The 24,242-nt window shown below is 69.5% G+C and carries 20 protein-coding genes and 1 rRNA gene; 13 read left to right on the forward strand and 8 right to left on the reverse strand.

Annotated features, from left to right (window positions below; all coding sequences use genetic code 11):
* Window positions 1-171 precede the first annotated feature (171 nt).
* From rrf to U9J66_RS16980, 3 genes are all read left to right on the forward strand, one after another.
* Window positions 172-287 (forward strand): 5S ribosomal RNA (rrf, locus tag U9J66_RS16970).
* A 156-nt stretch (window positions 288-443) separates the two neighbouring features.
* Complete coding sequence (locus U9J66_RS16975) at window positions 444-1,076, forward strand: class I SAM-dependent methyltransferase (RefSeq protein ID WP_014912271.1); 633 nt, start codon at window positions 444-446, stop codon at window positions 1,074-1,076.
* Window positions 1,077-1,349: 273 nt separating this feature from the next.
* Window positions 1,350-4,709 carry a transglycosylase domain-containing protein gene (locus U9J66_RS16980; protein WP_326338143.1) on the forward strand — a complete coding sequence of 1,120 codons (3,360 nt, stop codon included), beginning with the start codon at window positions 1,350-1,352 and terminating at the stop codon, window positions 4,707-4,709.
* Between the two features lie 78 nt (window positions 4,710-4,787).
* On the opposite strand, the gene U9J66_RS16985 is transcribed toward U9J66_RS16980, so the two are convergent.
* The 4 genes from U9J66_RS16985 to U9J66_RS17000 all read right to left on the reverse strand — a co-directional run bounded on the left by U9J66_RS16985 (window position 4,788) and on the right by U9J66_RS17000 (window position 9,208).
* Complete coding sequence (locus tag U9J66_RS16985) at window positions 4,788-5,864, reverse strand: prenyltransferase (RefSeq protein WP_326338144.1); 1,077 nt, start codon at window positions 5,862-5,864, stop codon at window positions 4,788-4,790.
* Window positions 5,864-6,592: a class I SAM-dependent methyltransferase gene (locus tag U9J66_RS16990; RefSeq protein WP_042284047.1), complete on the reverse strand. Its 729-nt coding sequence runs from the start codon at window positions 6,590-6,592 to the stop codon at window positions 5,864-5,866. The genes U9J66_RS16985 and U9J66_RS16990 overlap by 1 nt, the downstream gene beginning before the upstream one ends.
* Before the next feature lie 53 nt (window positions 6,593-6,645).
* The gene (locus tag U9J66_RS16995; RefSeq protein WP_326338145.1) at window positions 6,646-8,001 is read right to left on the reverse strand and encodes a glycosyltransferase family 4 protein; all 1,356 of its coding nucleotides are present in this window, start codon (window positions 7,999-8,001) and stop codon (window positions 6,646-6,648) included.
* 178 nt (window positions 8,002-8,179) lie between these two features.
* The gene (locus U9J66_RS17000; protein WP_326338146.1) at window positions 8,180-9,208 is read right to left on the reverse strand and encodes an MBL fold metallo-hydrolase; all 1,029 of its coding nucleotides are present in this window, start codon (window positions 9,206-9,208) and stop codon (window positions 8,180-8,182) included.
* Between the two features lie 362 nt (window positions 9,209-9,570).
* On the opposite strand from U9J66_RS17000, the gene U9J66_RS17005 reads away from it, so the two are divergent.
* A complete protein-coding gene (locus U9J66_RS17005; protein WP_326338147.1) occupies window positions 9,571-10,191 on the forward strand; it encodes a TetR family transcriptional regulator in 621 nt (206 codons plus the stop codon).
* Window positions 10,192-10,204: 13 nt separating this feature from the next.
* Here the strand turns inward: U9J66_RS17005 and U9J66_RS17010 are convergent, their stop codons facing one another.
* Together U9J66_RS17010 and nadA are read right to left on the reverse strand one after the other, a co-directional pair.
* The gene (locus U9J66_RS17010; RefSeq protein WP_326338148.1) at window positions 10,205-11,602 is read right to left on the reverse strand and encodes an RNA polymerase sigma factor; all 1,398 of its coding nucleotides are present in this window, start codon (window positions 11,600-11,602) and stop codon (window positions 10,205-10,207) included.
* A 151-nt stretch (window positions 11,603-11,753) separates the two neighbouring features.
* On the reverse strand, window positions 11,754-12,752 hold the full coding sequence (gene nadA / locus U9J66_RS17015) for a quinolinate synthase NadA (RefSeq protein ID WP_014912387.1): 999 nt from the start codon (window positions 12,750-12,752) through the stop codon (window positions 11,754-11,756).
* A 136-nt stretch (window positions 12,753-12,888) separates the two neighbouring features.
* Here nadA and U9J66_RS17020 point away from each other — a divergent pair, with 136 nt between their 5' ends.
* The 6 genes from U9J66_RS17020 (at window position 12,889) to U9J66_RS17045 (ending at window position 18,150) form a co-directional block, all read left to right on the forward strand.
* Window positions 12,889-13,632, forward strand: coding sequence for an NUDIX hydrolase (locus tag U9J66_RS17020; RefSeq protein WP_014913429.1), 744 nt, complete (start codon window positions 12,889-12,891; stop codon window positions 13,630-13,632).
* Window positions 13,633-13,742: 110 nt separating this feature from the next.
* On the forward strand, window positions 13,743-14,405 hold the full coding sequence (locus U9J66_RS17025) for an HAD family hydrolase (protein WP_014911316.1): 663 nt from the start codon (window positions 13,743-13,745) through the stop codon (window positions 14,403-14,405).
* A 211-nt stretch (window positions 14,406-14,616) separates the two neighbouring features.
* Window positions 14,617-15,732 (forward strand): ATP-binding cassette domain-containing protein, encoded by a 1,116-nt coding sequence (locus tag U9J66_RS17030; RefSeq protein WP_326338150.1) that lies wholly within the window; start codon window positions 14,617-14,619, stop codon window positions 15,730-15,732.
* The gene (locus U9J66_RS17035) at window positions 15,729-16,523 is read left to right on the forward strand and encodes an ABC transporter permease (RefSeq protein ID WP_014909410.1); all 795 of its coding nucleotides are present in this window, start codon (window positions 15,729-15,731) and stop codon (window positions 16,521-16,523) included. Before U9J66_RS17030 ends, U9J66_RS17035 begins: the two co-directional genes overlap by 4 nt.
* 5 nt (window positions 16,524-16,528) lie before the next feature.
* Window positions 16,529-17,200, forward strand: coding sequence for an ABC transporter permease (locus U9J66_RS17040; RefSeq protein ID WP_202423192.1), 672 nt, complete (start codon window positions 16,529-16,531; stop codon window positions 17,198-17,200).
* 38 nt (window positions 17,201-17,238) lie between these two features.
* A complete protein-coding gene (locus U9J66_RS17045; RefSeq protein ID WP_014910240.1) occupies window positions 17,239-18,150 on the forward strand; it encodes an ABC transporter substrate-binding protein in 912 nt (303 codons plus the stop codon).
* Between the two features lie 51 nt (window positions 18,151-18,201).
* Here the strand turns inward: U9J66_RS17045 and U9J66_RS17050 are convergent, their stop codons facing one another.
* Both U9J66_RS17050 and sppA read right to left on the reverse strand, forming a co-directional pair.
* A complete protein-coding gene (locus U9J66_RS17050; protein WP_326338233.1) occupies window positions 18,202-18,669 on the reverse strand; it encodes a flavin reductase family protein in 468 nt (155 codons plus the stop codon).
* Between the two features lie 29 nt (window positions 18,670-18,698).
* On the reverse strand, window positions 18,699-20,423 hold the full coding sequence (sppA, locus tag U9J66_RS17055; RefSeq protein WP_026125336.1) for a signal peptide peptidase SppA: 1,725 nt from the start codon (window positions 20,421-20,423) through the stop codon (window positions 18,699-18,701).
* 124 nt (window positions 20,424-20,547) lie between these two features.
* Here sppA and U9J66_RS17060 point away from each other — a divergent pair, with 124 nt between their 5' ends.
* The 3 genes from U9J66_RS17060 to U9J66_RS17070 all read left to right on the forward strand — a co-directional run bounded on the left by U9J66_RS17060 (window position 20,548) and on the right by U9J66_RS17070 (window position 24,044).
* The gene (locus U9J66_RS17060; protein ID WP_161111374.1) at window positions 20,548-21,231 is read left to right on the forward strand and encodes a hypothetical protein; all 684 of its coding nucleotides are present in this window, start codon (window positions 20,548-20,550) and stop codon (window positions 21,229-21,231) included.
* 130 nt (window positions 21,232-21,361) lie between these two features.
* Window positions 21,362-22,645, forward strand: coding sequence for a M16 family metallopeptidase (locus tag U9J66_RS17065; RefSeq protein ID WP_014909691.1), 1,284 nt, complete (start codon window positions 21,362-21,364; stop codon window positions 22,643-22,645).
* 52 nt (window positions 22,646-22,697) lie between these two features.
* The gene (locus tag U9J66_RS17070; protein WP_014909183.1) at window positions 22,698-24,044 is read left to right on the forward strand and encodes a M16 family metallopeptidase; all 1,347 of its coding nucleotides are present in this window, start codon (window positions 22,698-22,700) and stop codon (window positions 24,042-24,044) included.
* Window positions 24,045-24,242: the final 198 nt, after the last annotated feature.

The following is a 24,242-nucleotide window of genomic DNA, read 5'->3' on the forward strand; positions in this document are numbered from 1 at the left end:
CGGGGTTGATAGGCCGGGTGTGGAAGCCTTGTGAGGGGTGGAGCTGACCGGTACTAATAGGCCGAGGGCTTGTCCGCTGCAGATAATTGGATGTTCGCGCACATTTTTCACGGATTTTTTCCCCGTGTCCTGGTTGCCTGGTGGGTGGTCTGGGGTGTGGGGGTTGGTTTCCGTGGTGGTTATTGCTGGAGGGTCACACCCGGTCTCATTCCGAACCCGGTCGTTAAGTCTCTTTGCGCTGATGGTACTGCCCTGTGGTGGGGTGGGAGAGTAGGTCGCTGCCACGGTTTTTCTTGGAGGAAGGGGCGCCCCTGTTGTGGGGGTGTCCCTTTCTTTTTTGTGTGTTGGGGGGTGCCTTGGGGTGCCCCCCTTTTTTATGCCCGGAAGTTCCTTGTGAACGGTGCGGTGGGCGGCCTCGTTCAAGGGAGTGGGAGAATTCCGTCATGACGAAGACGATTCCCGCGGAGCTCCTGACCGCAGCCGAGGCGGCCAAGGGCTTCATGCCCACGGACGAGGGTCTGGCCCTGTACGAGACGGCCCTGGCCTACGCCGATCGCGGTCCCATCGTGGAGATCGGTACCTACTGTGGCAAGTCCACGGTCTTCCTCGGCGCCGCCGCCAGGGTTAGCGGTGCCAAGGTCGTGACGGTCGATCACCATCGGGGCTCGGAGGAGCACCAGGAGGGTTGGGAGTACCACGACCCCACCCTCATCGACCCGGTGACGAAGAGGTTCGACACCCTCCCGCACTTTCGGCGGACCATCACCGAGGCGGGACTGGACGACGAGGTCATCGCGATCGCGGGCGCCTCGGTGGCGGTGGCCGCGATCTGGGGCACCGAGCTCGGGATGCTGTTCATCGACGGTGGTCACAGCGAGGAGGCCGCCCAGAACGACTACGAGGGTTGGACCCCGCACATCGCGATCGGAGGGGCCCTGGTCATCCACGACGTCTTCCCCGACCCCGCGGACGGCGGTCGCCCTCCCTACAACATCTACCGCCGGGCCTTGGACAGTGGGCGCTTCGAGGAGGTGCGCGTGGTCGGTTCCATGCGCGTCCTCGAACGCACTTCCTGATTCCGAGGATCTTCGGGGCTCGTCTCCCGGGCCCCGTTCCCCTTGGTGTGGATCACAGGGTGATGAGTACGTCACGCAGAACACGCCGGGTAAGGGTAAGCCTTGGGTAAGAAGTCACCGCGCGGTTACGGATTCGACCTTAGCGCGGTTACGGGCGGGTATCGTGGCGGTGAGGGTGGAGCGATGGTGGCGATTTTCCCCGGAATACCGCTTCAGACCTGACTCGAACTGAACGATCAGGGGCACTCGCGCGTCGAATAGCAGGACGGCACAGTGCCGGACGTGATTTGCCATGGGGGCGGGGAGCTGAGCGAGAGCACACGCGGCAACGACGGGACGGATGGACAGCGTCCCGAGTCGAACACGCCGGAGACGAAAGACACCTCTACCGAGGAACTGTCCAATCAGACGACACCCCGGAGTGACCTACCCGCTACCGATGAGAATCAATCCGATGGGAACTCATCCGTAGAGGAGGACTCGGGGGGCGGGGAGACGCCCGAACCCGAATTCATCGCGGGTGCCTCCGCGTTCAAGACCAGTGGCACCTTCTTCCGCGACCGGGTGGCGCAGACCCTCGCGGAACAGGGTTTCGAACTAGGGGGAGAATCGACGGAAGAGGCCTCCGGGGATTCCAAGGGGGCGTCCGCCGAGGACGAGACCGACACGAGCGACCGGACCGACGAGGCCGGGAACGACGACACCGACACGACCACCTCCTCCGCCCCCTTCGCGGAGGAGGCCGACGACGTGTCCGACGGGTCGGACCTCGACGGCGAGCCCACTACTTCGAAGGGCGAGCCCGACGAGGACCCGGAGAAGTCCTCCGCGAGCGGCTCCGGGGCATCGGAGACGGCCTCCGCGGCCGACGACGAGGATCCCTCGTCCTCGGCTGATGATGAGAACCCCCAGGGGGACCCGGAGACCTCCGGGACGCAGACCTCGGAGCCGGTGTCGGCGGAGGAACCGGGAAGACCCGAGGACCGGAGCGCGGAATCGGCGGACGCCGTCGCCTCCGCGGCCTCGGTGAACACGGACGAGGGGGCGGAGGCCTCCGAGAAGGACACGGAGCCGGCCGAGGCCGACGCCGGTCCGAACACTCTTCCCTTCACCCCTCCGAAGAAGGACTCCGAGCAGGAGGCCCCGCGGACCGAGGCCATGCCGGTGGGAGGTCCGCTCACGGACCGGGCCTCCGGTGAGGAAGGGGGCGGCACCGAGCCGTCCACCCCCGCCGAGACCGAGGACACGGGCCCTGGGGAGTCCGAGACGAACTCCGAGGCGGATGGCGACGGATCCCTGTGGCCGAAGCCTCGACGTCTGTCCGATTACGTGTCGGAGGAGGAGTCCAAGGGCGACGGCGATGCCACGAGCGTGGTGGGTGCCGTCGCCGGAGCCGCGGGGGCCGCGGGTGTGGCCGCCGCCGGCGGCGGCGCGGGCACGGGTGGACCCGGTGGGCCCGATGGTCCGAAGGACGGCCCTGAAGGCTCGCAGGGGTCGGGCGGCGGAAAGAACGGCAAGAATAAGGGGAAGGGCGCGAAGAAGCCGCTGTGGTGGCGGATTCTGCGGGTCGTCCTCATCGTGATCGGTCTGATGATCGTGACCGGTTGCGGTGTGTTCGCCTTCTTCTACATGACCGTGGAGGTCCCGGACGCGGCCAAGGCCGACGCCGTGGAGCAGGGCTCGACCTTCTACTTCTCCGATGGGGAGACCGAGTTCGCCTACCGGGGTACCGACCGTGAGGTGATCGACTACGACCGGATGGTCGCTGGTGGCGACCACGTCGTCGAGGCGGTCATCTCCGCCGAGGACCGCGGTTTCTGGGACGAGCCCGGTGTCTCGCTGAGCGGCACCATGCGTGCGGTGTGGTCGACGGTCAGCGGTGAGCAGGTCCAGGGCGGCTCGACCGTCACCCAGCAGATGGTGCGCAACTACTACGAAGGGGTGTCGCTGGAGCAGACCGTGTCCCGCAAGGTCCAGGAGATCATCATCGCGATCAAGGTGGACCAGAGCGAGGACAAGGAGTGGGTGATGGAGCAGTACCTCAACACCATCTACTTCGGTCGTCAGGCCTACGGTGTCCAGGCCGCCGCTCAGGCGTACTACCACAAGGACGTCGAGGAGATCACCCCCGGCGAGGCGGCCTTCCTGGCCGCGGCCATTCAGCAGCCGACCCGTTTCGGCTACGCCGACGTCGAGACCACGCCGGCGATGGAGAACCGTTGGCAGTACGTCGTCGACGGCATGGTCACCACCGGGGCGATCACCCAGGAGGAGGCCGACGAGATGGAGTTCCCGGCCCCCGAGCCGGAGCGCTCCATGACCGGCGCCGACGTGTCCGGTTACAACGGCTACATGCTCCAGGAGGCGATGAACGAGCTGAACCGGCTCGGCTACACCGAGGACCACGTCAACCGTCAGGGCTACAAGATCGTCACGACCTTCGACGAGGACATGATGGACGCGGCCTACGAGACGGTCGAGGAGATGGTTCCTCAGGAGAACCTCCCCGAGGGCGTGAACATCGGGGTGAGCACCATCGATCCGGCGACCGGTGAGGTCGTGGCCTTCTACGGTGGGCACGACTACATCGAGAACCAGTACGACAGCTCCTTCCTGGGCGCCGCGCAGGCCGGTTCGGCGTTCAAGCCCTACGTGCTGGCCACCGCCCTGGAGCAGGGTTACGGGCTCAACTCCACGGTGGACGGTCGTGGTCCGCGCGACATCCAGGGGTCCCGGGTGCAGAACGCGGGCAACTCTCCGGGTGGCGTCATGACGCTGACCCAGGCGACCCAGGTCTCCAACAACCTGGGCTTCGTGGAGTTGGCGCAGGAGGTCGGGTTCGAGGAGATCCGTCAGACCGCCTACGACGTGGGTCTGCCCGAGGGCAGCATCGACGACAACCAGCTCGTGCCGGTCATGCCCTTGGGCGCGACCAGCGTCCGTCCGATCGACCAGGCCAGTGGGTTCGCGACCTTCGCCAACGGTGGCGTGCACATGGAGGCGCACGTCATCCGGGAGATCGTCAACCAGGACGGGGAGAACGAGCGTCCCGAGGTGGAGGGCGAGCGGGCCCTGAAGGACTCCACCGCGGCGGACGTCACCTACGCCCTGGAGCAGGTCGTCAACAGCGGTACCGGTACGGCCGCGCGGCTGTGGGATCACCCGGTCGCGGGTAAGACCGGTACGACCGACGGCAGCGTGGCGGCGTGGTTCGTGGGGTACACCCCGCAGTTGTCCACGGCGGTGGGTGTCTACAGCGGGAACAACGAGAGTTTCAGTATCCCGGGGCACAACATCTCCGGTGGTGGACTGCCCGCCACGATGTGGAACCGCTACATGACCCGGGCGATGGAGGGGTACGAGCGCGGATCCTTCCCGAGCCCGGAGTTCAGCGGGAACACGGAGAACTGGGCGCCGGACCCGGCCACCCAGCAGCCGCAGGAACCTCAGGAACCGCAAGAGCCTCAGGAACCGCAGGAACCTCAGGAACCGCAAGAGCCTCAGGAACCGCAGGAACCTCAGGAGCCGATCGAACCGCCGACCGAGCCGCAGGAGCCGGACTGGCCGCCGCCGGACGAGCCGGAGACGGGTTTCCCCGACATCCCGCCCGGTCGAGGTGAGGAAGGCCCCTGATCCAGGGGTGATGACCACGAAGGGCCCCGTAGCGCCTGGTACGGGGCCCTTCGTGGTGTCGCGAGACGGGTTCGTGTCTCAGGCGGCGTCCGGTGCCCGGTCCCATCCGTGCAGGAAGACCCGGGATCCCGGTGTGGTGCCGGTGAGGGCGTCCACGGCCAGGATGACGGCGGCCGAGGTCCAGGTGCTGCGCTCCACCGGCCATCGGACCTGTTCGGCGAACTGGTAGCCGGTCCAGTAGACGCCGTCATCGGCGTCGCGCAGGTGTTGTACGTCCCGGAGGATCCGAATCCCCTGGTCGATCTCTCCCATGGCGGCCAGGGCCAGGACGAGTTCGGAGGACTCGGCGGCGGTCACCCAGGGCTGGTCGCTCACGCAGCGCACCCCCAGGCCGGGGACGACGAAGGTGTCCCAGCGTTCGGCGATGCGCTCCTTGGCGGCCTCCCCGCGTACGGCGCCGCCCAGGATCGGGTAGAACCAGTCCATCGAGAAGCGGCTGCGGTCGGAGAACAGGTCCTCGCGCTCGTTGATGAGCAGTGAGAGCCGGTCGGCGGCCGTCCGCCATTCGGGGCGCTCCCGGCCCAGTCGTGCCCCCAGCGCGGTTCCGCAGCGGAGCGCGTGGTGGACGCTGGCGCACACCGTGAGCAGGGAGTGGTCGCCGGGGGAGCCGTCCTCGGAGCGGGCCCAGAGGATCTCCCCGTGCTCGCCTCGCAGCCCCAGGACGAACTCCAGTCCGCTCTCCACCACAGGCCACATTCGTTCGGCGAAGGCGGTGTCGCCGGTGGTGAGCAGGTGGTGGAACACGCCCACGGCGGGGTAGGCGGCGTGGTTGGCCTCGCGCAGCCGGGTGACGGGGACGCCCTGGCGGAACTTGGCGGGCCAGCCGCCGTCGGGGTGACGGCAGGTGTCCAGCCACAGGTAGGAGCGTCGGGCGGCCTCGGCGTGCTCGGGGTGGAGCAGTCCGGTCACGGTCAGGGCCATGGCGCACTCCACGTGGTCCCACACGTCGGTGTGCCCGCCGGGGAACCAGGGGATGGCGCCTTCGGGCTCTTGGGCGCGGGCCAGGTAGTCCGCGTTCCGGTGGAGCTGTTCGGCGCGCAGGACCCCGGGGAGGTGGAGGGGTGTGGAGGCCGGCGGGGCGGGCACGGCGGACATCAGGAGGCCGCGTCGGTGAGCGGCTTGCGGACGTACACGATGACGCTCTTGCCGATGACCGGGTTGAGGAGCCGCTCGGCCACCCGGGTCACCTTGGGGGCCTGGAGCATGTCCCAGACCAGCAGGTCGTGGTAGGCCTTGGCCAGCGGGTGGTCGTTGTTGTCGGTGCCGACCGCGCACTTGATCCACCAGTAGGGGGAGTGGAGGGCGTGGGCGTGGTGGTGGGGGCCGATCTCGAAGCCGGTGGCCTTGAGCTTGGCCTCCAGTTCGGCACGCGTGTAGATGCGGATGTGGCCGCCCTCGTTGGTGTGGTACTCCTCCGAGAGGGCCCAGCAGAGGCGTTCGGGCAGGAAGCCGGGGACCGTGACGGCGGCGATGCCTCCGGGCTTGAGGACCCGGTACAGCTCCTTCATGGCGGCGGTGTCGTGCGGGATGTGCTCGAAGATCTCCGCGGCCACGACACGGTCGAAGTGGTCGTTGTCGAAAGGCATGTCGAGGGCGTCGCCCTTGACGGTCTCGGCGGAGGCGGCCTCGGGGGCCTCTCCCTCGTGACGCATGGCGGCGAACATGGTCTCGACCTCGGCGAGGTCGCTCACGTTCTGGTCGAAGGCGACCACGTCGGCGCCGCGGCGGTAGATCTCGAAGGCGTGGCGGCCGCCGCCGCAGCCCAGGTCGAGGACGCGGTGGCCCGGACCGACGGGGAACAGGTTGAAGTCGACGGTGATCAGTGGAGGCTCCCTAGGGACGATGCTGTGGGACGTGGTGTGCGAGGCCGGTCGGGTCAGGCGCCGTTGGCGCGGGCCCGCTCGGGCGCGGGCGTACGGTCGTCCTCGGCGTGGGCCTCGGTGCCCTTGACGGCGTCGATGGTGGTGGCGTAGCGGCGCGCGGTCAGTTCGGCCACGGCCTTCCAGGTGAAGCGTTCCTGGACGCGGCGCCAGGCGGCGGCGCTCATGCGTTCGCGTTCGGCGTCGTCGTCGAACAGCGCGGCGAGTTCGTCGGCCAGTCGTTCGGGGTCGCCCGGGGGGATGAGGCGGCCGGCGTCACCGTCGGTGCCGACGACCTCGGGGAGGGCGCCCGCGTGGCTGGCGATCAGCGGGGTGCCGCAGGCCATGGCCTCCACGGCGGGGAGAGAGAAGCCCTCGTAGAAGGAGGGGACGACGGCGATCTGCGCGCCGGAGATGAGGCGTCCCAGTTCCTCGTCGTCGATGCCGCTGACGAACTCCACGCGATCGCGTAGGCCGAGTTCGTCGACGAGGAGGTCGGTGGGGCCGCCGGGGCGGGGCCTGCTGACGATCGTGAGGGAGACGTCGCGTTCGGCGGCCAGTCGGGCGGCGGCGCGCAACAGGACGCCCACGCCCTTGAGGGGGCTGTCGGCGCTGGCGGTGCACACGATGCGTCCGGGGACGCGTTCCACGTCGGGACGGGGGTGGAAGTGGCGGGTGTCCACGCCCAGGGGGGTGACCTCCATGGCCTCGGGGGCGACGCCGAACTCGCGTGCGATGTCGTCGGCGGAGGAGCGGGAGGGGACCAGGATGGGGTCGAGCCTGCGGGCGACCCTGGCCTGCATCTTGACGAACCCGTACCAGCGGCGTTTGGAGAGTTTCTGGAGCCCCTTGGCCTCGTCGAGTTCGATGCGGCGGTCGACGCTGATGGGGTGGTGGATGGTGGTGACCAGGGGGATGCCGGCGGATTTGATGCCGAGGAGTCCCCAGCCCAGGGTCTGGTTGTCGTGGACGACGTCGAATTCGCCGAGGCGGCGGCGCAGTTCGCGGTTGGCGCGCAGGGAGTAGGTGAGGGGTTCGGGGAATCCGGCGGTCCACATGGTGGCGACCTCCAGGACGTCGATCCAGTCGCGCCACTCGCGTACGGGCGGGGCGACGAAGGGGGCGGCGTCGTTGTAGAGGTCCAGGGAGGGGATCTTCTCCAGGGTGACGCCCTCGTCCAGGACGGGGTAGGGCTGTCCGGAGAACACGGTGACCTGGTGGCCGAGGGCGGCCAGTTCACGGGAGAGGTGGCGTACGTACACGCCTTGGCCGCCCACGTGCTGCTTGCTCCGGTAGGACAGGAGTGCGACGCGCAGGGGGCGGTCGCCGGACGGCCGTGGGGTCGGTCCCGTGCTTGTGCCCGACTGGGTCAAGAGTCCACCTCTTCGTTGGGTCGCGTGCCCGTGCGCCGTCGTGTGCCGCCGGTGTTCCGGACCCCGGTGGGCGCTGTCGCGTGGGCGATCGTGGTCGCCGCCGGGCCGTGTGGGCGTACCCCATATGTTACTCGTGAGTTCATTCGGGGGCGGCGTCGGGCTTCGGGTCCAGGGAATCCTATTCGGGGCGATGCGATCGATCGACGGCGACCCATCGGGGCAGGTCCATCGGGCCCTTTCGGGCGGCCAGGTTCCTCTCCTCCAGGGTGCGCAGGTGCGCGGCGGTCTCGGAGGCGGCCATGTGGCGGGCCGTGATCCGCATGTGTTCCCAGAGGCGGCGCCATTCCAGCCGGGAGGTGAGTTCCCACAGTGTGGTGGGGCCCTGGGAGAGCAGGGCCGCCATGGCCGTCAGCCGTTCCTCGTGGTGGGAGACGATCCGCCGGGTGCGTCCGGGCAGGTCGGTGAAGCGGGTCTCGTGTGAGGGAAGACATAGCAGTCGGTCGGCGTCGGGGAGGCCTCCGATCCCGGCCTGTGCGGTCAGGAAGTCGCCGAGCGGGTCGCCTTCGGGGGAGTCGAGGGGGAACTGGCCCACGTGGGGGGTGATGCGGGGCAGGACGTGGTCGCCGGTGAACAGCAGTGCCCGGTCGGGCAGATGCAGGCACAGGTGTCCGGGGGTGTGACCCGGGGTCCATACGGCGCGCAGGTCCAGGCCGGTGACGGGAACGCGCTCGCCGTCGTTCAGGGCCAGGTCCGGTCGGGCCGGGGGCCGAAAGACGGTGGGGGAGGCCCGGAAGGCCTCGATGTCCTCGTCGGGGAAGCCCGCGCGTGTCATCTGTGCGATCACGGAGGCGGCGCGTTCTCGTGGGTCGTGTTCGGAGAGTCGGTCGAGGACGTCGATGTCGCGCGGGTGCATGGCGATCCAGGCGCCGGAGGCCTCGCGCAGTCGGCCGGTGAGACCGGAGTGGTCGTTGTGGAAGTGGGTGATGACGGCGCCGACGACCCGGTCGACGGTGTGCCCGGCCTTCCCCAGACCGGAGACCAGAGCGTCCCAGGAGGTGTCGTGGTTCCATCCGGTGTCGATGAGGACGGGCCCCTCGGGGGTGGGGAGGGCGTAGACGTGGGTGAAGCCGATCGGGTTGTCGGGGACGGGCACGGGGATGCTCCACAGTCCTTCGCCCAAGTCCTCCGGTGGGGGAACGTCGCGCATCCCGGGTCGACCTCTCCATCGAAAACCGAATCTGATTCTATTCTAGGGAGGGTCCGTGCGAGAGGAAGGGGAGGGGTGGCAAAGCGGTGCGAACGGGTTCCAGACCCTTCGGCTCAGGCAAATAGAACGTATTCTACTCAGGTCGGGCGGGTGATCCGAAAGCCCGGGCCAAGACCTCGTATTGCCTTTGCCACGTCGGGCGATGAGGCGCGGATCATGGGTTCGAAGCACTGCGAGCGAGGGAAGCCGTTAGATAACGTGTTCTCATGAAGGCCGGTGGTGGTGTGCCGGCCCCGATGAGCCGACCCTCGATCCGCGGCCACCGGAAGGTGCCCGGACCGACGACGAAGGGGAGAGACCCAGTGGCGGTGCCTGCACCGATCGGAACGATGACGAGGAATCAGACCCAGCGTCGTCGGCGCATCGTCCAGACCGCGGCCGCTCTGGCGGTCCGCGGAGGCGTCGAGGCCATGCAGATGCGCTCGGTGGCCGAGCGCGCCGGGGTCGCCCTGGGCACCCTGTACCGGTACTTCCCCTCCAAGATGGATCTCGTCGTGGCCGTGGTCACCGAGGAGCTCGACCTCCTGGAGGGCGGCATCGTCCGTCGTCCGCCCACCTCCGACACCGCCTCCGGCCGCGCGGTCGACGTCCTGCTGCGCGCCACCCGCGGCCTCATGCGCGAGCCCGAACTCGCCGACGCGTTGGTCCGATCCCTGATCATGGCCGAGGTCAAGATCGAGCTGGACGTGCGCATCACCGACCTGGTGTGGCGGGTCGCCACCGGGGACCTGGAGGCCGCCGAGGAGATCGACACGCGGGAGGAGGTCGAGGTGGACCGGGAGAGCATCGGATACGTCCTGGCCGGCTCCCTGACCAGCGTGTGGATCTTCGAGTTGGTGGAGGTGCTCAAGGGGCGCCGCGACATCGACGAGGTCGAACGGCGTCTGCACGTGGCCGCGGAGCGGCTGCTCTCCTCCTTCTGAGACGCGGCCCCGGTCAGTCGCCGCCGAACAACAGCCCGAGCAGGCCGTCGAGGAAACCGCCCGTACCGTTCACGGGCGCCTCCTCTCCCGGTTCCTCCTCGGGATCCTCCTCCACCGGCTCCTCGTTCGAGGGTGGCCGATCCTCGTCCTCGTCGGCGGGGGGCGGGTTCGGCGCGGGGGCGTCCGGTGGTGTGCCGGGGGTCCGGCCCGGGGCGGGCTCCGTTCCCTCCTCCGGGTGGCCCGCGCTCTCCTCGGGTGGCTCGTCGGGGTCGGCCCCGGTTCCGGCGGGTTCGTCTGGCGGGAGCGTCGAGGAGCGCTCCGGGTCCGTGCCCGGGTCGGGCGCCCCGCCGGGGCGACCGTCGGAGGCGGTGGAGAGCGCCTCCACCTCGCCGCTCTCACTGTTCGGCGGGGAACCGTCGGGCCCGGCGTCGATCAGTGTCCGGGGCGCGCCCATGACACCCGCCCACCACCACAGCAGCAGGACGATCACGACCATGGCCAGACCGGAGACGGCGGGCAGCGGCCACCGTCGTCGCTCGGCCAGGAGATCGGACGCCGGGTCGTGGTCGGGACCCGGGAGCAGGGAGCGGGTGCCCTCGTAAGCGGGATGGTCCCGCGTGGTCAGTCGATCCTCGGGCAGGGCCTTGGGAGAGACCGGGACGTTCGGCGCCGGCTCCGCGATGAGGGCTTCGGCGGGGGCCTCGCCGTCGGTGCGGGCCCTGTGCACGGGGTAGCCGTCCGCGGCCAGTGGACGCATGAGCGCGGCGACCCGTCGTCGTTCGGCGGCGGCCTCGGAGGTGGGGGAGCCGCAGACGTCCAGGACGCGTTCGCGCAGTCCGGGCGGCGGGCCCGGCGGGCACAACAGGGACAGGGCCTCGGTGACCCCTTCCACCTGGGCGCGCCAGAGTGGGCCGTTCGGTTCGGGGTCCTCTCCGTCGGCGGGCTCGGGTGCGGTTCCGGAGCCCTGGTGGAGTTCCTCGGCGGCGCGGCGGATCGCCGTGCGGGACAGCTCGCCGCAGATGCCGGGCTCCAGATCCAGGATCCGCGCGATCGCCGAAGTGGGCAGGGAATGGCGCAGGGTCAGTTCGACCAGCTCGCGTTGGCTGGCGGGCAGCCGGGAGAACATGCGGGCCACCGGCTCCTCGGCGGCGACGGTGGCCAGTCCGGTGTAGGGGTGGGTCCGGCCCAGACCACGACGCTGGCAGGCCGAGCGGACCAGGGCGTAGAGCCAGGGGCCCGGGTCGTCGGGGTCGGTGAGCGAGGAGAAGGAGACCACTCCGGCGACGAGTCCCTCGTACACGGACTCGGCGACGGGGTCCTCCGATCCTCCGGAGCCTCCGTCGCCGAGCAGGGACCACGCGTACCGGTACAGCGCGGGGGCGTGGGCATCGTGAAGAGCCTCGGCCGACACCGCCGTTGGTTCGTCTCTTTCGTCGCCCCTGGTCACGATTCTCCCCCTGCCGTCTGTGGTGACGCTAGCGACAGGGGGAGCGTGGTGCGCGGGAATCGAGCACCTGTGTCCTGAAGGTGAGACTTCTGTTACCGGTATCGGGTCGAGAGGGTCATTCTCCGCCGCGCGAGGGCTGACCGATCGCGATCATCCGCTCCACCGAACGACGCGCGCGCTCGGAGGTCTCGGCGTCGACCGTGATCTCGGTGGTGCCGTGGCGCAGCGACCCCAGGAGCTTGTCGGCGTCGATCATCTTCATGTAGTGGCACTCGGCGCGGGAGTTGACCGCCTCGAACCGGGTGTTCGGGTTGGCGTTGCGCAGCTGGTGCAGCATGCCGGTCTCGGTGGCGATGAGCACCTTGGAGGCGCTGGTCTTCTCCGCGGCGCTGAGCATGCCGCCGGTGGAGAGCACCTTGACCCGGTCCTCGGGGACCGCGCCGCTGCCGACCAGGTAGAGGGCGGAGGTGGCGCAGCCGCACTCGGGGTGCACGTACACCTCGGCGTCGGGCTCGGACTCCACGCGTTCGCGCAGGGTGTGGCCGTCGATGCCGGCGTGCACGTGGCACTCGCCCATCCAGACGTGGATGTTCTCGCGGCCGGTGACCCGCTTGACGTGGGCACCCAGGAACTGGTCCGGAAGGAAGAGGATCTCCTTGTCCTCCGGGATGGAGCGGATGACGTCGGCGGCGTTGGAGGAGGTGCAGCAGATGTCGGTCTCGGCCTTGACCGCCGCGGTGGTGTTGACGTAGGCCACCACGACCGCGTCGGGGTGCTGGGCCTTCCAGTTCCGCACGTCCTCGGCGGTGATGGTGTCGGCCAGCGAGCAGCCCGCGTTCGGATCGGGCAGCAGGATGGTCTTCTCGGGTGCGAGGATCTTGGCGGTCTCGGCCATGAAGTGCACGCCGCAGAAGACGATCGTGCTCGCCTCGACCGTGGCGGCCAGGCGGGACAGGGCCAGGGAGTCACCGGTGTGGTGGGCCACGTCCTGGATTTCCGGACGCTGGTAGTTGTGCGCGAGGATGACAGCGTCGCGTTCGTCCGCCAGGCGGCGGACCTCGGCGGCCCACTCCTGCCTGGTCATGGTGTCCGCCGTCGCGGTGACCGATGCCATGTCCGACTACTTCCTTGAGGCTGTGGACGCGGCTTACGGGCGCCGCGCCCTGGGAGACCGGTGCGCGAGACCAGGTTTTCGTCTGGCAGGCACAAACCTGCTGAAGCTTAACATGGCATGGAACGGAAGGGACAGGGTGGACATCTCGGAGGTAAACGGGCAGGCCGCCGCGGTAGGAGCGGCCACGAACGACTCCGGAGGCGGAGGAGGTTCGCTCGCGGCGCACGAGGCGCTCGCCGTCGTCCTCCAGATCCGCGCGGGGGAGCTGTGCGTCCTCCTGTGGCGCCGGGCCCTACCGCCCTTCGAGGGGGCCTGGGCCCTGCCCGGAGGGCGACTCGGCGCGTGCGAGAGCCTGGGCTCCTCGATCCGGCGTCAACTCGCCCAGAAGGTCGACGTCCGCGACCTGAACCATCTCGAACAACTGGAGACCCGCAGCGACCCCGACCGCGATCCCCAGCGGCGCACCCTCGCCACCGCCTACCTGGGGCTGGTCCCCGCGCACATCGACCCCGTGGTGCCCGACGACACCGGCTGGCACCCCGCCGCCGATCTGCCTCCGATGGCCTTCGACCACGCCACCTTCGTCCGCTCCGGACGGAGGCGCCTTCGCGCCAAGCTCAGTTACACCAACGTCGGTTTCGCGCTGGCCCCGCCCGAATTCACCATGTCCGAGCTGTCCGGCTACTACCGGGCGGCCCTCGGGCACGACGTGGCCGCCACCAATCTGCGCCGCGTCCTGATCCGGCGGGGGCAGATCGAGGAGACCGGTCGCTCCGTGCCCTCGGGGCGCTCCGGTGGGCGGCCCGCCGCGCTCTTCCGCTTTCGGGCGAGGGAACTGGAGATCACGGACGCCTTCGCCGTCCTGCGCCCCCCGAACTGAGGTCGCGGGCGCACGGCGGGGCGCTCGTCACACCCGCGCGGATGGGGCGCTCGTGCGGAGGAACCGGAAGAGGGCGCTGTGTAAACTCCCTAATCGTGGCAATTCGTACTGTGGTGTTCGATGTCGGAGAGACGCTGGTCGACGAGACGCGCATCTTCGCGCGCTGGGCCGACCGTTTCGCGATCCCGCACATGGCGTTCTTCGGCACCATCGGTGGCGTCATCGCCACCGGAGGCACCCTCACCGACGGGTTCCGGCTCCTGGTCCCCGGCTTCGACCTGGAGTCGGAGAGCGCCCGTTGGCGCGCGGAGGAGCCCGACGGTGAACGCGAGCACTTCGGCGAGTCCGATCTGTACCCCGATGTGCGCCCCGCCTTCGCCGCGATGCGCGAGGCCGGTCTGACCCTCCTCATCGCGGGCAACCAGCCGGTCGAGGCCGGTCCGAAGCTGGAGTCGATGAACCTCGGAGTCGCCGGCATCGGCATCTCCGACACCTGGGGCGTGGCCAAGCCCGCCTCAGGGTTCTTCGATCGGACCCTCGAACTGGCGGTCGAGCATACGCCCGGGATCTCCGCGGAGGAGATCCTCTACGTCGGCGACCGTGTCGACAACGACGTCCTGCCCGCCCGGGCCGCCGGCATGAGCGCCGCCCTGTTGCGTCGTGGGATCTACGGTTACCGTCACGCGGCCTTCCCGGAGGCGGAGAAGGCCGACGTGATCGTGGACGATCTGCACCGTCTCGCCGCATGGGCGATCTCTCGGAGCGCGGCCTGAGGTGCCGCCCCGCCCCATGCGGCGCGCGCCCTCGCGAACATATTCCCTACTTATAATGTAGGAAATGGTGGACGGTCCCATCACGGACCGCGTCGTAACGGTTTGTCCATCGCATGCTCGGGTAACGTCGCAACGGTCTCCGGCCGCCCGACGTTCCCGGACCCCGTAACCCGGGCGATCACCGCACCATCCGCCCCCGAAGGAGAGCCCGATGATCACGTTCGAGGGCGCCGCCAAGATCTACCCCGACGGAACCGTCGCCGTCGCCGGCCTGGACCTGACCGTCGAGACCGGACGGACGACGGTCTTCGTGGGGCCCTCCGGTAGTGGCAAGACCACCTCTCTGCGGATGATCAACCGCATGGTCGAGCCCACGCACGGCACCATCCGCATCGACGGCGCCGACATCCGAGACCAGGACCCAGCCCTGCTGCGCCGCTCCATCGGCTACGTCATCCAGCAGGCCGGACTCTTCCCGCACCGCACCATCCTGGACAACATCGCCACCGTCCCCCTGCTCCTGGGATGGAACCGCCGCAAGGCGCGGGCCCGCGCCGCCGAACTCATGGAACTGGTCGGGCTGGAGGCCTCCCAGGCCAAGCGCTACCCCCACCAACTCTCCGGCGGGCAACAACAACGGGTCGGGGTCGCCCGGGCGCTGGCCGCCGACCCCCCGGTCCTGCTCATGGACGAACCCTTCAGCGCGGTCGACCCCGTCGTACGCGCCGGACTCCAGGAGGAGCTGCTGCGCCTCCAACAGGAACTGCACAAGACCATCGTGTTCGTCACCCACGACATCGACGAGGCGGTGCGACTGGGCGACCGGATCGCGGTCTTCCGACCCGGCGGCGAGCTCGCCCAGTACGACGCGCCCGAACACCTCCTGGCCCGCCCCGTGGACGACTTCGTGGAGTCCTTCGTGGGTTACGACCGAGGGGTGCGCCGCCTGTCCTTCTTCCCCGCGCGGCAGCTCTCACTACGTCAGGACGTCGTCTTCGACACCGAGGACCGGGTCGAACGGGCCCGCGACGTGGTCGAGGGCGACGGTGAACCCTGGGTGCTCGTCGTCGACGAGAACCGCGCGCCCCTGGGATGGGTCGACGCCGCCCAGCTCATCGACAAGCCCGCCGGCCTCACACTCGGAACGCTGGAGATGGCCCCCTACGGGCACACCTTCGACGTGGCCACCGATTCGCTGCGCGCCGCGCTGGACGCGGCCGTGCTCTCTCCGGCGGGACGCGCCGTGGGCGTCGACGACGAGGGCGCCGTCCTCGGAGTGGTCTCCCAGGAGGACCTGGGCGCCGCGATCTGGTCGGTGTCCGAGTGATCGCCGCGGACGCGTCCGGGGGAGCGGGAGTCCTCGACTGGGTGCTGAGAGTGGTCGACTGGGCGGTGGCCGACTGGAGCCACCCGGGCGACCCGAACCGCGGCATCCTGCCCCGACTACTGGAGCACATGCGGCTCGCCTACGGGTCCATTCTCATCGGGCTGATCATCGCGCTGCCGCTGGGGCTGGCCTGCGTGCGCTGGAGACCGGTCTACCCACCGGTCCTGACCGGCGTCAACGTGCTCTACGCGGTGCCCTCCATCGCCCTGTTCTTCCTGATGCTGCCCTACACCGGCTTCAGCGACTGGACCGCGGTCGTACCGCTCGCGCTCTACACACTGGTGATCCTGCTGCCCAACGTGGTGGACGGTCTGCGCCAGGTCCCCGAACACGTTCGTCAGGCCGCCGTCGCCATGGGCTTCGGCCCGCTGCGCCGCCTGGTGTTCGTGGAGACGCCCGTGGCGGTACCGGTGATCATCGCCGGACTGCGGGTGGCGTCGGTCGCCACCATCAGCATGGTCAGCGTCGCCTCGCTGGTCGGCCTGGGCGGTCTGGGACAGCTCATCGTCAGTGAGGGCTTCCGCCGCCAGTTCGACGCGCCCATCGTGGTGGGCATCGTCCTCATCGTCCTGCTGGCACTGGCCACCGACGCCGTGCTCGTGATCGCCCAACGCCTGCTCACCCCTTGGGCGCACACGGGCGGGGGACGTACGTTCCGCAAGAAGGCGGTACGGGCGGAGACCGCCGCGGCCGGAGACGGAACCGCCCTCGAGCAAGGGGAATCACCGTGAACGTCATGACCCTGCTGGTCGACTGGTTCAGCGACCCCGCCCAGTGGACCGGACCCGCGGGGATCCCGACCAGGGTCCTCGAACACGTCTACTACTCCCTGCTCGCCCTGGCCCTGTCGGCCGCCATCGCCGTTCCCGTGGGCCTGCTGACCGGCCACACCGGGGTCGGCGGGTTCCTCACCACCAGCCTCGCCAACTTCGCCCGGGCCCTGCCCACCATCGGCGTGCTCTTCCTCATCGTGCTGTTGGCCGGCATCGGCCTGGTCCCGGTCGTGTGCGCCCTGGTCGCGCTCGCCGTACCGCCGATCCTCGTCAACACCCACGAAGGGGTGCGGGGCGTGGACGCCCGGCTCAAGGACGCGGCCCTGGGCATGGGGATGCGCGGACGCGAGGTGCTGTTCAAGCTCGAACTGCCGGTGGCCACCCCGCTCATCCTGCTCGGCATGCGCACCGCCGCCGTCCAGGTCATCGCCACCGCCACCATCGCCGCCTACGTCGGCGTGGGCGGTCTGGGCCGCTACATCGTCGACGGGCAGGCGCGCCAGGACCTGTCGATGCTGTTGGGCGGCTCCGTACTCGTGGTGGGGCTGGCCGTGCTCACCACACTCCTGTTCGCCGGGTTGCGGCGACTCCTCGTCGCACCCGGACTGCGGGCCGAGGCCGCGGCGGCGCGCTGAACGGATCGGCGACCGATCTCAGAGTTAAGGAAACGCACATGAACACGAGGTTCGCCCTCATCGGGCTCCCCCTTGCGGCCGTCCTGCTGACCTCCTGTGGCGGCAGCGACCCCTTCGAGGAGGGCCAGGACACCGAAGGCGGGGGCGGTGGTGATGGAGCCATCGTCATCGGCTCCGCCGACTTCCCCGAGAGCACCCTGCTCGCCGAGATCTACGGACGCGCCCTGGAGGCCGAGGGCGTGGACGTCGAGTATCAGCTCAACATCGGCAGTCGCGAGGTGTACTACGACCAGATCGAGTCCGGAGCGCTCTCGCTCTTCCCCGAGTACAACGGCGGGATCCTCTTCTACCTCGACCCCGACGCCGAGATCGGTGACGGCGCGGAGACCAACGAGGCCATCACCGAGGCGCTCCCCGACGGTCTGGAGATCCTCGACTCCTCCAGCGCCGAGAACAAGGACTCGGTGACCGTCACCCGCGAGACCGCGGAGGAGAACGACCTCACCACCATCGCCGACCTGGCCGACGTCGCCGGGGACATGACCCTCGGCGCGCCCCCCGAGTTCGAGACCAGACGCCAGGGCGTTCCCGGACTGGAATCGGTGTACGGCGTCGAGTTCGGCGGGTTCCGCGCCCTGGACGCCGCGCTCCTGACCAAGGCGCTCTCCGACGGCGACATCCAGGCGGCCAACCTCTTCACGACCGACCCGCTGATCGCGGTCGAGGACCTCGTCGTCCTGGAGGACCCGGAGAACCTCTTCGGCGCGCAGAACATCACGCCGCTGATCAACACCGACCAGGTCGACGACCGGGCCCGGGACAAGATCGACACCGTCTCGGCCGCGCTGACCACAGAGGAACTGACCCGGCTCAACGAGCAGGTCATGGTCGACAACGAGAGCCCCGCCGACGTCGCCCGAGAATGGCTGGAGGGCGAGAACCTGGCCTGAGCGGTACCGCACGGGACGGGGCGGGGCCGATCGACGTCGGCCCCGCCCCGTTCAGCGTTCCACGGCGTGGTAGCGGCCGGCCCAGCGCACCATCGCCTTCTCGTTCCGTCCGGACCCCGCCACGGGGATCCCGATCACGTCGGCGAAGAACACCACGTGGTCGCCGACCTCCACCCTCTGGCGCACCGAGCACTCCAGGGCGGTCAACGCCTCGTCCAGGACGATCGCGTTCGTATGTTCGCCCCGGTGGTGCGGCTGCCCCGACACCAACAGGCGGGCGCTGGGTCGACCCTCGGCGGCGAAACGCCCCGCCAGGGCGAGCTGGTCGGCGTGGAGCACGCTCACCGCGAAGGCGCCGACCTCCTCGACGACCTCGGCGACGTACCCCTCGGCGTCCACGCTCAACATCACCACCGGAGGATCGACCGAGATCGACACGAACGAGCTCACGGTCGCCCCGATGTCGTCGCGCCCGTCGGAGATGGTCACCACGGTCACCCCGGTCGGAGCCAACGCCATGGCCTCCAGGTAGGCCCCGCCGTCCACGCTCAACGGATCTCCCACGACCCCGGCATGGTCAACGGGCCGGCGGCGGGCAGACCCAGACGGGCCGCCATGTGCTCCAACGGGCCCCAGGCGCTCAGCACGGTCTGCGGGTCGGAGGAGGCCAGGTCCTCGCTGGACTCGTGCTGACGGAGGCGGTCCAGAGGATGCGGCCGCGGGAAGACGCGCAGCGGCAGCGGACCGACGTCGGCCTTGGCCCTGGCGATACGCACGGCCGTCTCGATCCCGCCCAGCTCGTCCACCAGACCGCGCTCGCGGGCGTCGGCCCCGGTCCAGATCCGGCCCTTGGCGACCTCGTGGATCTCGTCCCAGGTCCGGCCGCGCGCGGCGGCGACCTTCGAGACGAAGTCCTGGTAGATGTCGTCCAGAAGGGTGTTGATCCGCTCCCACTCGGACTCGTCGAAACCCTCCTCGGAGTCGAACATGCCCGCGTGCGCGCCCTCGCTCACCGAGTCCGAGGTGATCCCGAAGCGTTCCTTGAGCGGGCCCAGGACCAGCTTGCCGGTGAGCACGCCGATGGAACCGGTGATGGTGGCGGGCTCGGCCACGATCGCGTCGGAACCCAACGCCACGTAGTAGCCGCCGGAGCCGGCGACGTCGCCCATCGATGTGACGACCGGCTTGCCCGCCTCACGGGTCAATTGGCTCTCGCGGCGGATCAGGTCCGAGGCGATGGCGGAGCCGCCGCCGCTGTCCACGCGGAACACCACGGCCTTGATACGGGGGTCCTGCCGGGCGGCGCGGAAGGCGGCGCAGACGGTGTCCGAGCCCATCACGGTGCCGCCCATCGGCGAACGACGGCTCTTGCCCAGGGAGATGCCGCCGCTCGCGGAGATCAGGGCGACGTGGGCCTCCTGGTCGGCGATCCTCGGCTTGGGCGGCGAGGTGTGGCGGCGGTGGTAACGGGTGACGAACTGGAGCGCGGGGTCCGGGGCCTTGTCGGCCTTGCCGCGCACCTGCTCGTTGAGTTCGGCGTAGACCTCGTCCCGGTAGGCGAGCCGGTCGACCAGGCCGGCCTCCAGGGCCTCGGAGGCCAGGATCGGGGCGGTGTCGATCAGCTCGCGCACACGCTCGGCGGTGAGTCCCCGGCTCTCGGCCACGGCCTCGACGATCTGGTCGTTCATCGACTCCACGATCCGACCGGTCGCCTCACGGTGGGCGTCGCTGTAGCCGGTCCGGGTGAAGGGGTCGACCGCGTTCTTGTACTCGTGGCGGGCCCCGCCCTCGAAACGAACGTCGAGCTTGTCCAGAGCGCCCTTGAAGAACGTGGAACGCGACATCAGGCCGCTCAACCCCACCAGGCCGGTGGGGGACAGGACCACCCGCGAGAAGGCGGTGGCCAGGTAGTAGGGGAGGTTGCCGGAGCCGGCCTCACCGAAGGTGTCGGCCCAGGCCACGGTGGGCTTGCCGGTGGCACGGAAGTCGGCGACCGTGTCCCGCAGCTCCTGCACCTTCGCCGGACCCAGGCCGCGCGCGTCCACCCGCACGATCAAGGCGGCCACCTCCGGGTCGCGGGCGCCTCTGCGGATCCCCTCCAGCACCTCCAGATAGTGCTGTTTGCGCCGATTCATGAGTTGGCTGAGCGGATCGCTCGGAGCCTCGTCGACCACCCCCTCCGTCAAATCCAGTTCCAGTACCAACGGGCCCTGGGTACGAGGCCCGAAGCGCTTGAGGGACAAGGGCTCAGTGATCTTCGCGAGGTCCACCATGGACCCAGAGTAGTGCCGACGACTCCCCGGTGCGTTGTACGCGCGAGGGACGCTAAGGTCGACTGTGCTCCGAACCGGATGGGCGTGTAAGGGGCGAAGAACCCCAAGAAGGGCAGGACGAACCATGGCGGGCGCGACGGACAAGGAACGGCTGCGTGTACGGACCGGTGGCCGCTCGGTCGCGGTCGCGGCCGCGGCTCTGCTGACCCTCGGCGCCTGCTCCTCCGGGGGATCCGACGAGATCAGCCTGGAACGCGGCGAGAGCGGCATGCTGCCCGCGGTCGAACCCCCGGGCCCGGAGGGCTTCGACAACGTCGACGTCGCCGGGGTCGAGATCGACGCCCCCGAGGACTGGGAGGTCCAGAACGAGGGCGGCCAACTGTGCCTGACCCCGCCCGGACAGAGCGCCTGCGCCTACGGCTCGATCCGTCTGGTCCCCGAACAGGCCGAGAACCACCCTCAGAGCTGGCCCAAGAAGGACGACGCCTTCTACGACGACGACGGCTGGGCCGACGACACCAGCAGCTGCCGCAGCCTCAACACCGCCGCCTCCGGCAACATCGGAGTGGACAAGGCGACCCTGACCTCCGACAACGGCCAGGTCTTCGAGCACGCCGACGGGCTCAAGTCCCACCACTCGGTCTGGAGCGTCACCTGCGATAACGAGGACACCTTCGAGGTGCGCATGTGGTTCCTCCCCGAAAGCGACGTCCTGCTCTACGTCTGGTCCGTCGACGCCCAGTACAGCAGCGTGTACGACGAGATCGCCGCCTCCATGGACAGCACGGAGTACCGCGCCGGTCGCTAGAAGGGGTGAACGGCGCTAAATCGCCCACGGCTTACCCGAACCCGTGTCCCCGAGGCGTGTCGAGGCCGTAGGGTCGTACTCGTCGAAGCGACCAACGGAACTTGATGGGGTGCATGCGCTGGTGACCACTATGGGAACGGCGGGACGGGTCGATCAGTACACGCTGGACAACGGGTTGCGTCTGGTGACGGCGCCGGCCTCCACCGGCCAGGTCGCCTCGGTCAACCTCTGGTACGGGGTGGGTTCACGCCACGAGGTGCCCGGACGCACCGGCTTCGCCCACCTGTTCGAGCACCTGATGTTCCAGGGGACCGGGAACACCGAGAAGGGCGACCACTTCGACGCGGTCGAGCGGCTGGGCGGCGACATCAACGCCTCCACCTCCACCGACCGCACCAACTACTTCGAGACGGTCCCCACCCACGCCCTGGACCTCATCCTGTGGCTGGAGGCCGACCGTCTGGCCACCCTGCGCGAGGGCATGACCCAGGAGGTCCTGGACAACCAGCGCGACGTGGTCAAGAACGAGCGTCGTCAGCGCTACGAGAACCAGCCCTACGGCACGGCCCTGGAGCGCATCCTGCGCCTGGCCTACCCGGTCGGGCACCCCTACCACCACCCCACGATCGGCTCCATGGCCGACCTGGACGCGGCCGACCTGGACTACGTCAAGTCCTTCCACAAGCTGCACTACGGCCCCGACAACTGTGTCCTGACCATCGTCAGCGACCTGGAGTCCGCCGACGTCCTGGCCCGGGTGGAGAAGTACTTCGGCCACATCCCGGCCCGTGACGACATCCCCGAGGTCCCCGACCCCGTCCTGCGGGTCCCCATGGGCGGCCCGGTCCGCGACTCGGTGACCGAGACGGTGCCCGCCGCCGGCGTGTTCATCGGCTTCCGTGTCCCCGCCTACGGTGAGCGCGGGCACGACGCCGCCCAGCTCGCCTCCGCCGTCCTGGGCCAGGGGCAGGGCAGCCGGCTGTACCGCTCCCTGGTCGTGGACCGCCCCATCGCCGCCGACGACGGCGGGGCCGGCGCCGACATCCTGCCGTTCCGCTACACCGACAGCCTGCTGCTGGTGAACATGCTGGCGCGCGAGGGCGTGGACGGCGACATCCTGGAGAAGGCCATCCGGGAGGAGGTCGCCAAGCTCGCCGACGGGATCGCCGACGACGAGCTGGAGCGGGCCCGCGCCGTCCTGGAGCGCGACCACCTGCACCACATCTCCAGTCCCTCCGGGCTGGCCGACACCATCGGAAGCTGCACCCAGCTGTTCGACGACCCGGAGCTCGCCTTCACCTGGCCCCGGCGCTGGGCCGACATCACCGCCGAGGAGGTGCGGGCCGCGGCCGAGCGTTTCCTCGTCGACGAGAACATGCTGGTCGTCCGGTTCGACCCCGAGGCCGAGGCCTGAGCCTCGTCACCGAAGGCCCCAGTCGTTCCCTAGCCGCAGAAAGAGCCGCAGCATGCAGCAGACCCGCCCGGACCTCGGCGCCGCCTCCTCCTACTCCTTTCCCAAGCCCGAGCGCGTCCGTGTCGGCAACGGCACGGTCGTCGCCGTGGACCTTCCCGGCCAGCAGCTGATCTCCCTCCGCCTCGTCCACCCTTTCGGTGGGGCCGTCGAGCCTCTGGACGCCATGGGCGTCACCGCTCTGACCAGTGAGGTCCTCGAAGACGGGCCGGACGGGAACAGCTCTCTGGCCCCCGCCCTGGAGCGTTACGGCGCCGAATGGGTCGCCCGCGCCAACTGGGACGGTTTCATCACCGGCCTGGACGCGCCGATCAACCGACTCGGCGACGCGGTGGGGCTGTTCTCCGACGCCGTGCGTCGCCCGGCGCTGAAGGCCGACGACATCGTCCGCCGTCGCGATCAGCTCTTGGAGCGTTTCTGGCTGGAGGCCGCCTCGGCGTCCACCCTGGCCATGCGCAGCCTCGGCGGGCAGCTGTTCACCGGCCGCTACGCCACCCCGCTGGCGGGCGGTCCCGTCAAGCTGGCCGACATCACCCCCGAGCGGGTGGCGGCCTTCCACGCCGACACGATCGCGGCCTACGCGGGCACCCTCGTGGTCGTCGGCGACCTCTCCGGGGTCGACCTGGAGGAGCTGGGCCGGGGCGTCTTCGGCGACACCGCGGCCGTGCCCGAGCGTCGGATCACCGAGCCCGCCCCGCCGCCCGGCGAGCTGCCCCGCGTGCTGGTCGTCGACCGGCCCGGTTCGGTGCAGTCGGCCCTGGTCATCGCGCACCGCGCCCCCTCGCGCTCGCAGGTGGAACTGCCGCGCGCCGAGGGGATCAGCGAGGTGCTGGGCGGGATGTTCACCTCTCGCCTCAACATGGAGCTGCGCGAGCGCCTCGGTTACACCTACGGTGCCGGAAGCCGTTTCGACCTGCGTCGCGACAGCGGTGTGTTCTTCATGAGCACCCAGGTGGAGGCGAGCACCACCGCGCACTCGGTGACCTCCTCCTTCGAACAGATCGCCAAGCTGCGCGCCTCGGGGGTCACCGAGGACGAGCTGGCCGCGGTCCGCGAGTCCAACATCGTGGGCCTGCCGGTGGCCTACTCCACGGCCCGGGCGGTCGCCGGGGCCCTGGTGGACATCGTGGTGCACGACCTGCCCGACGACAACGTCGACCGGGTCCGCGCCGGTTACGAGAAGCTCACCGCGCAGGACCTGAACTCCGCCGCCGTCGAGTACCTTCGCCCGGAGGAGGCGGTCGTGGTGGTGGTCGGCGACGCCGAGAGCCTGCGCGGGCCGCTGACCGAGACCGGGGTCGGTCCGGTCGAGGTGCGTTCTCCGGAGTCCCTCTGGAGCTGAGCGCACGGGCTTCGTGCACGCGCGTCCGCGCGTGCACGAAGCCCGCGTCCGAGTCAAGGATCGGCAAGGGAGATCCTCGTCATGGCATGTGTCGCTCCTGCTCGGACATAACGAAAGCGAACCTATGTGACGACCATCGGCCAACCCTCGAGGTGGCCCCGGCGTCATGCTGGTATAACGAGTGATCCGTGCACCTAC

Origin of the sequence: Nocardiopsis sp. LDBS1602 (genome assembly GCF_035818715.1) — a bacterium.
Classification (GTDB): domain Bacteria; phylum Actinomycetota; class Actinomycetes; order Streptosporangiales; family Streptosporangiaceae; genus Nocardiopsis; species Nocardiopsis alba.

Excerpts from the sequence above, each read along its gene's own strand:
- U9J66_RS17000 (WP_326338146.1), bottom strand. The coding sequence starts at position 9,208 with ATGCGCGACGTTCCCCCACCGGAGGACTTGGGCGAAGGACTGTGGAGC.
- U9J66_RS17040 (WP_202423192.1), top strand. The coding sequence starts at position 16,529 with ATGACCCTGCTGGTCGACTGGTTCAGCGACCCCGCCCAGTGGACCGGA.
- U9J66_RS17045 (WP_014910240.1), top strand. The coding sequence starts at position 17,239 with ATGAACACGAGGTTCGCCCTCATCGGGCTCCCCCTTGCGGCCGTCCTG.
- U9J66_RS17050 (WP_326338233.1), bottom strand. The coding sequence starts at position 18,669 with ATGGCGTTGGCTCCGACCGGGGTGACCGTGGTGACCATCTCCGACGGG.
- U9J66_RS16985 (WP_326338144.1), bottom strand. The coding sequence starts at position 5,864 with ATGTCCGCCGTGCCCGCCCCGCCGGCCTCCACACCCCTCCACCTCCCC.
- U9J66_RS17070 (WP_014909183.1), top strand. The coding sequence starts at position 22,698 with ATGCAGCAGACCCGCCCGGACCTCGGCGCCGCCTCCTCCTACTCCTTT.
- U9J66_RS16975 (WP_014912271.1), top strand. The coding sequence starts at position 444 with ATGACGAAGACGATTCCCGCGGAGCTCCTGACCGCAGCCGAGGCGGCC.
- U9J66_RS17065 (WP_014909691.1), top strand. The coding sequence starts at position 21,362 with ATGGGAACGGCGGGACGGGTCGATCAGTACACGCTGGACAACGGGTTG.
- sppA (WP_026125336.1), bottom strand. The coding sequence starts at position 20,423 with ATGGTGGACCTCGCGAAGATCACTGAGCCCTTGTCCCTCAAGCGCTTC.
- U9J66_RS17060 (WP_161111374.1), top strand. The coding sequence starts at position 20,548 with ATGGCGGGCGCGACGGACAAGGAACGGCTGCGTGTACGGACCGGTGGC.
- nadA (WP_014912387.1), bottom strand. The coding sequence starts at position 12,752 with ATGGCATCGGTCACCGCGACGGCGGACACCATGACCAGGCAGGAGTGG.
- U9J66_RS17030 (WP_326338150.1), top strand. The coding sequence starts at position 14,617 with ATGATCACGTTCGAGGGCGCCGCCAAGATCTACCCCGACGGAACCGTC.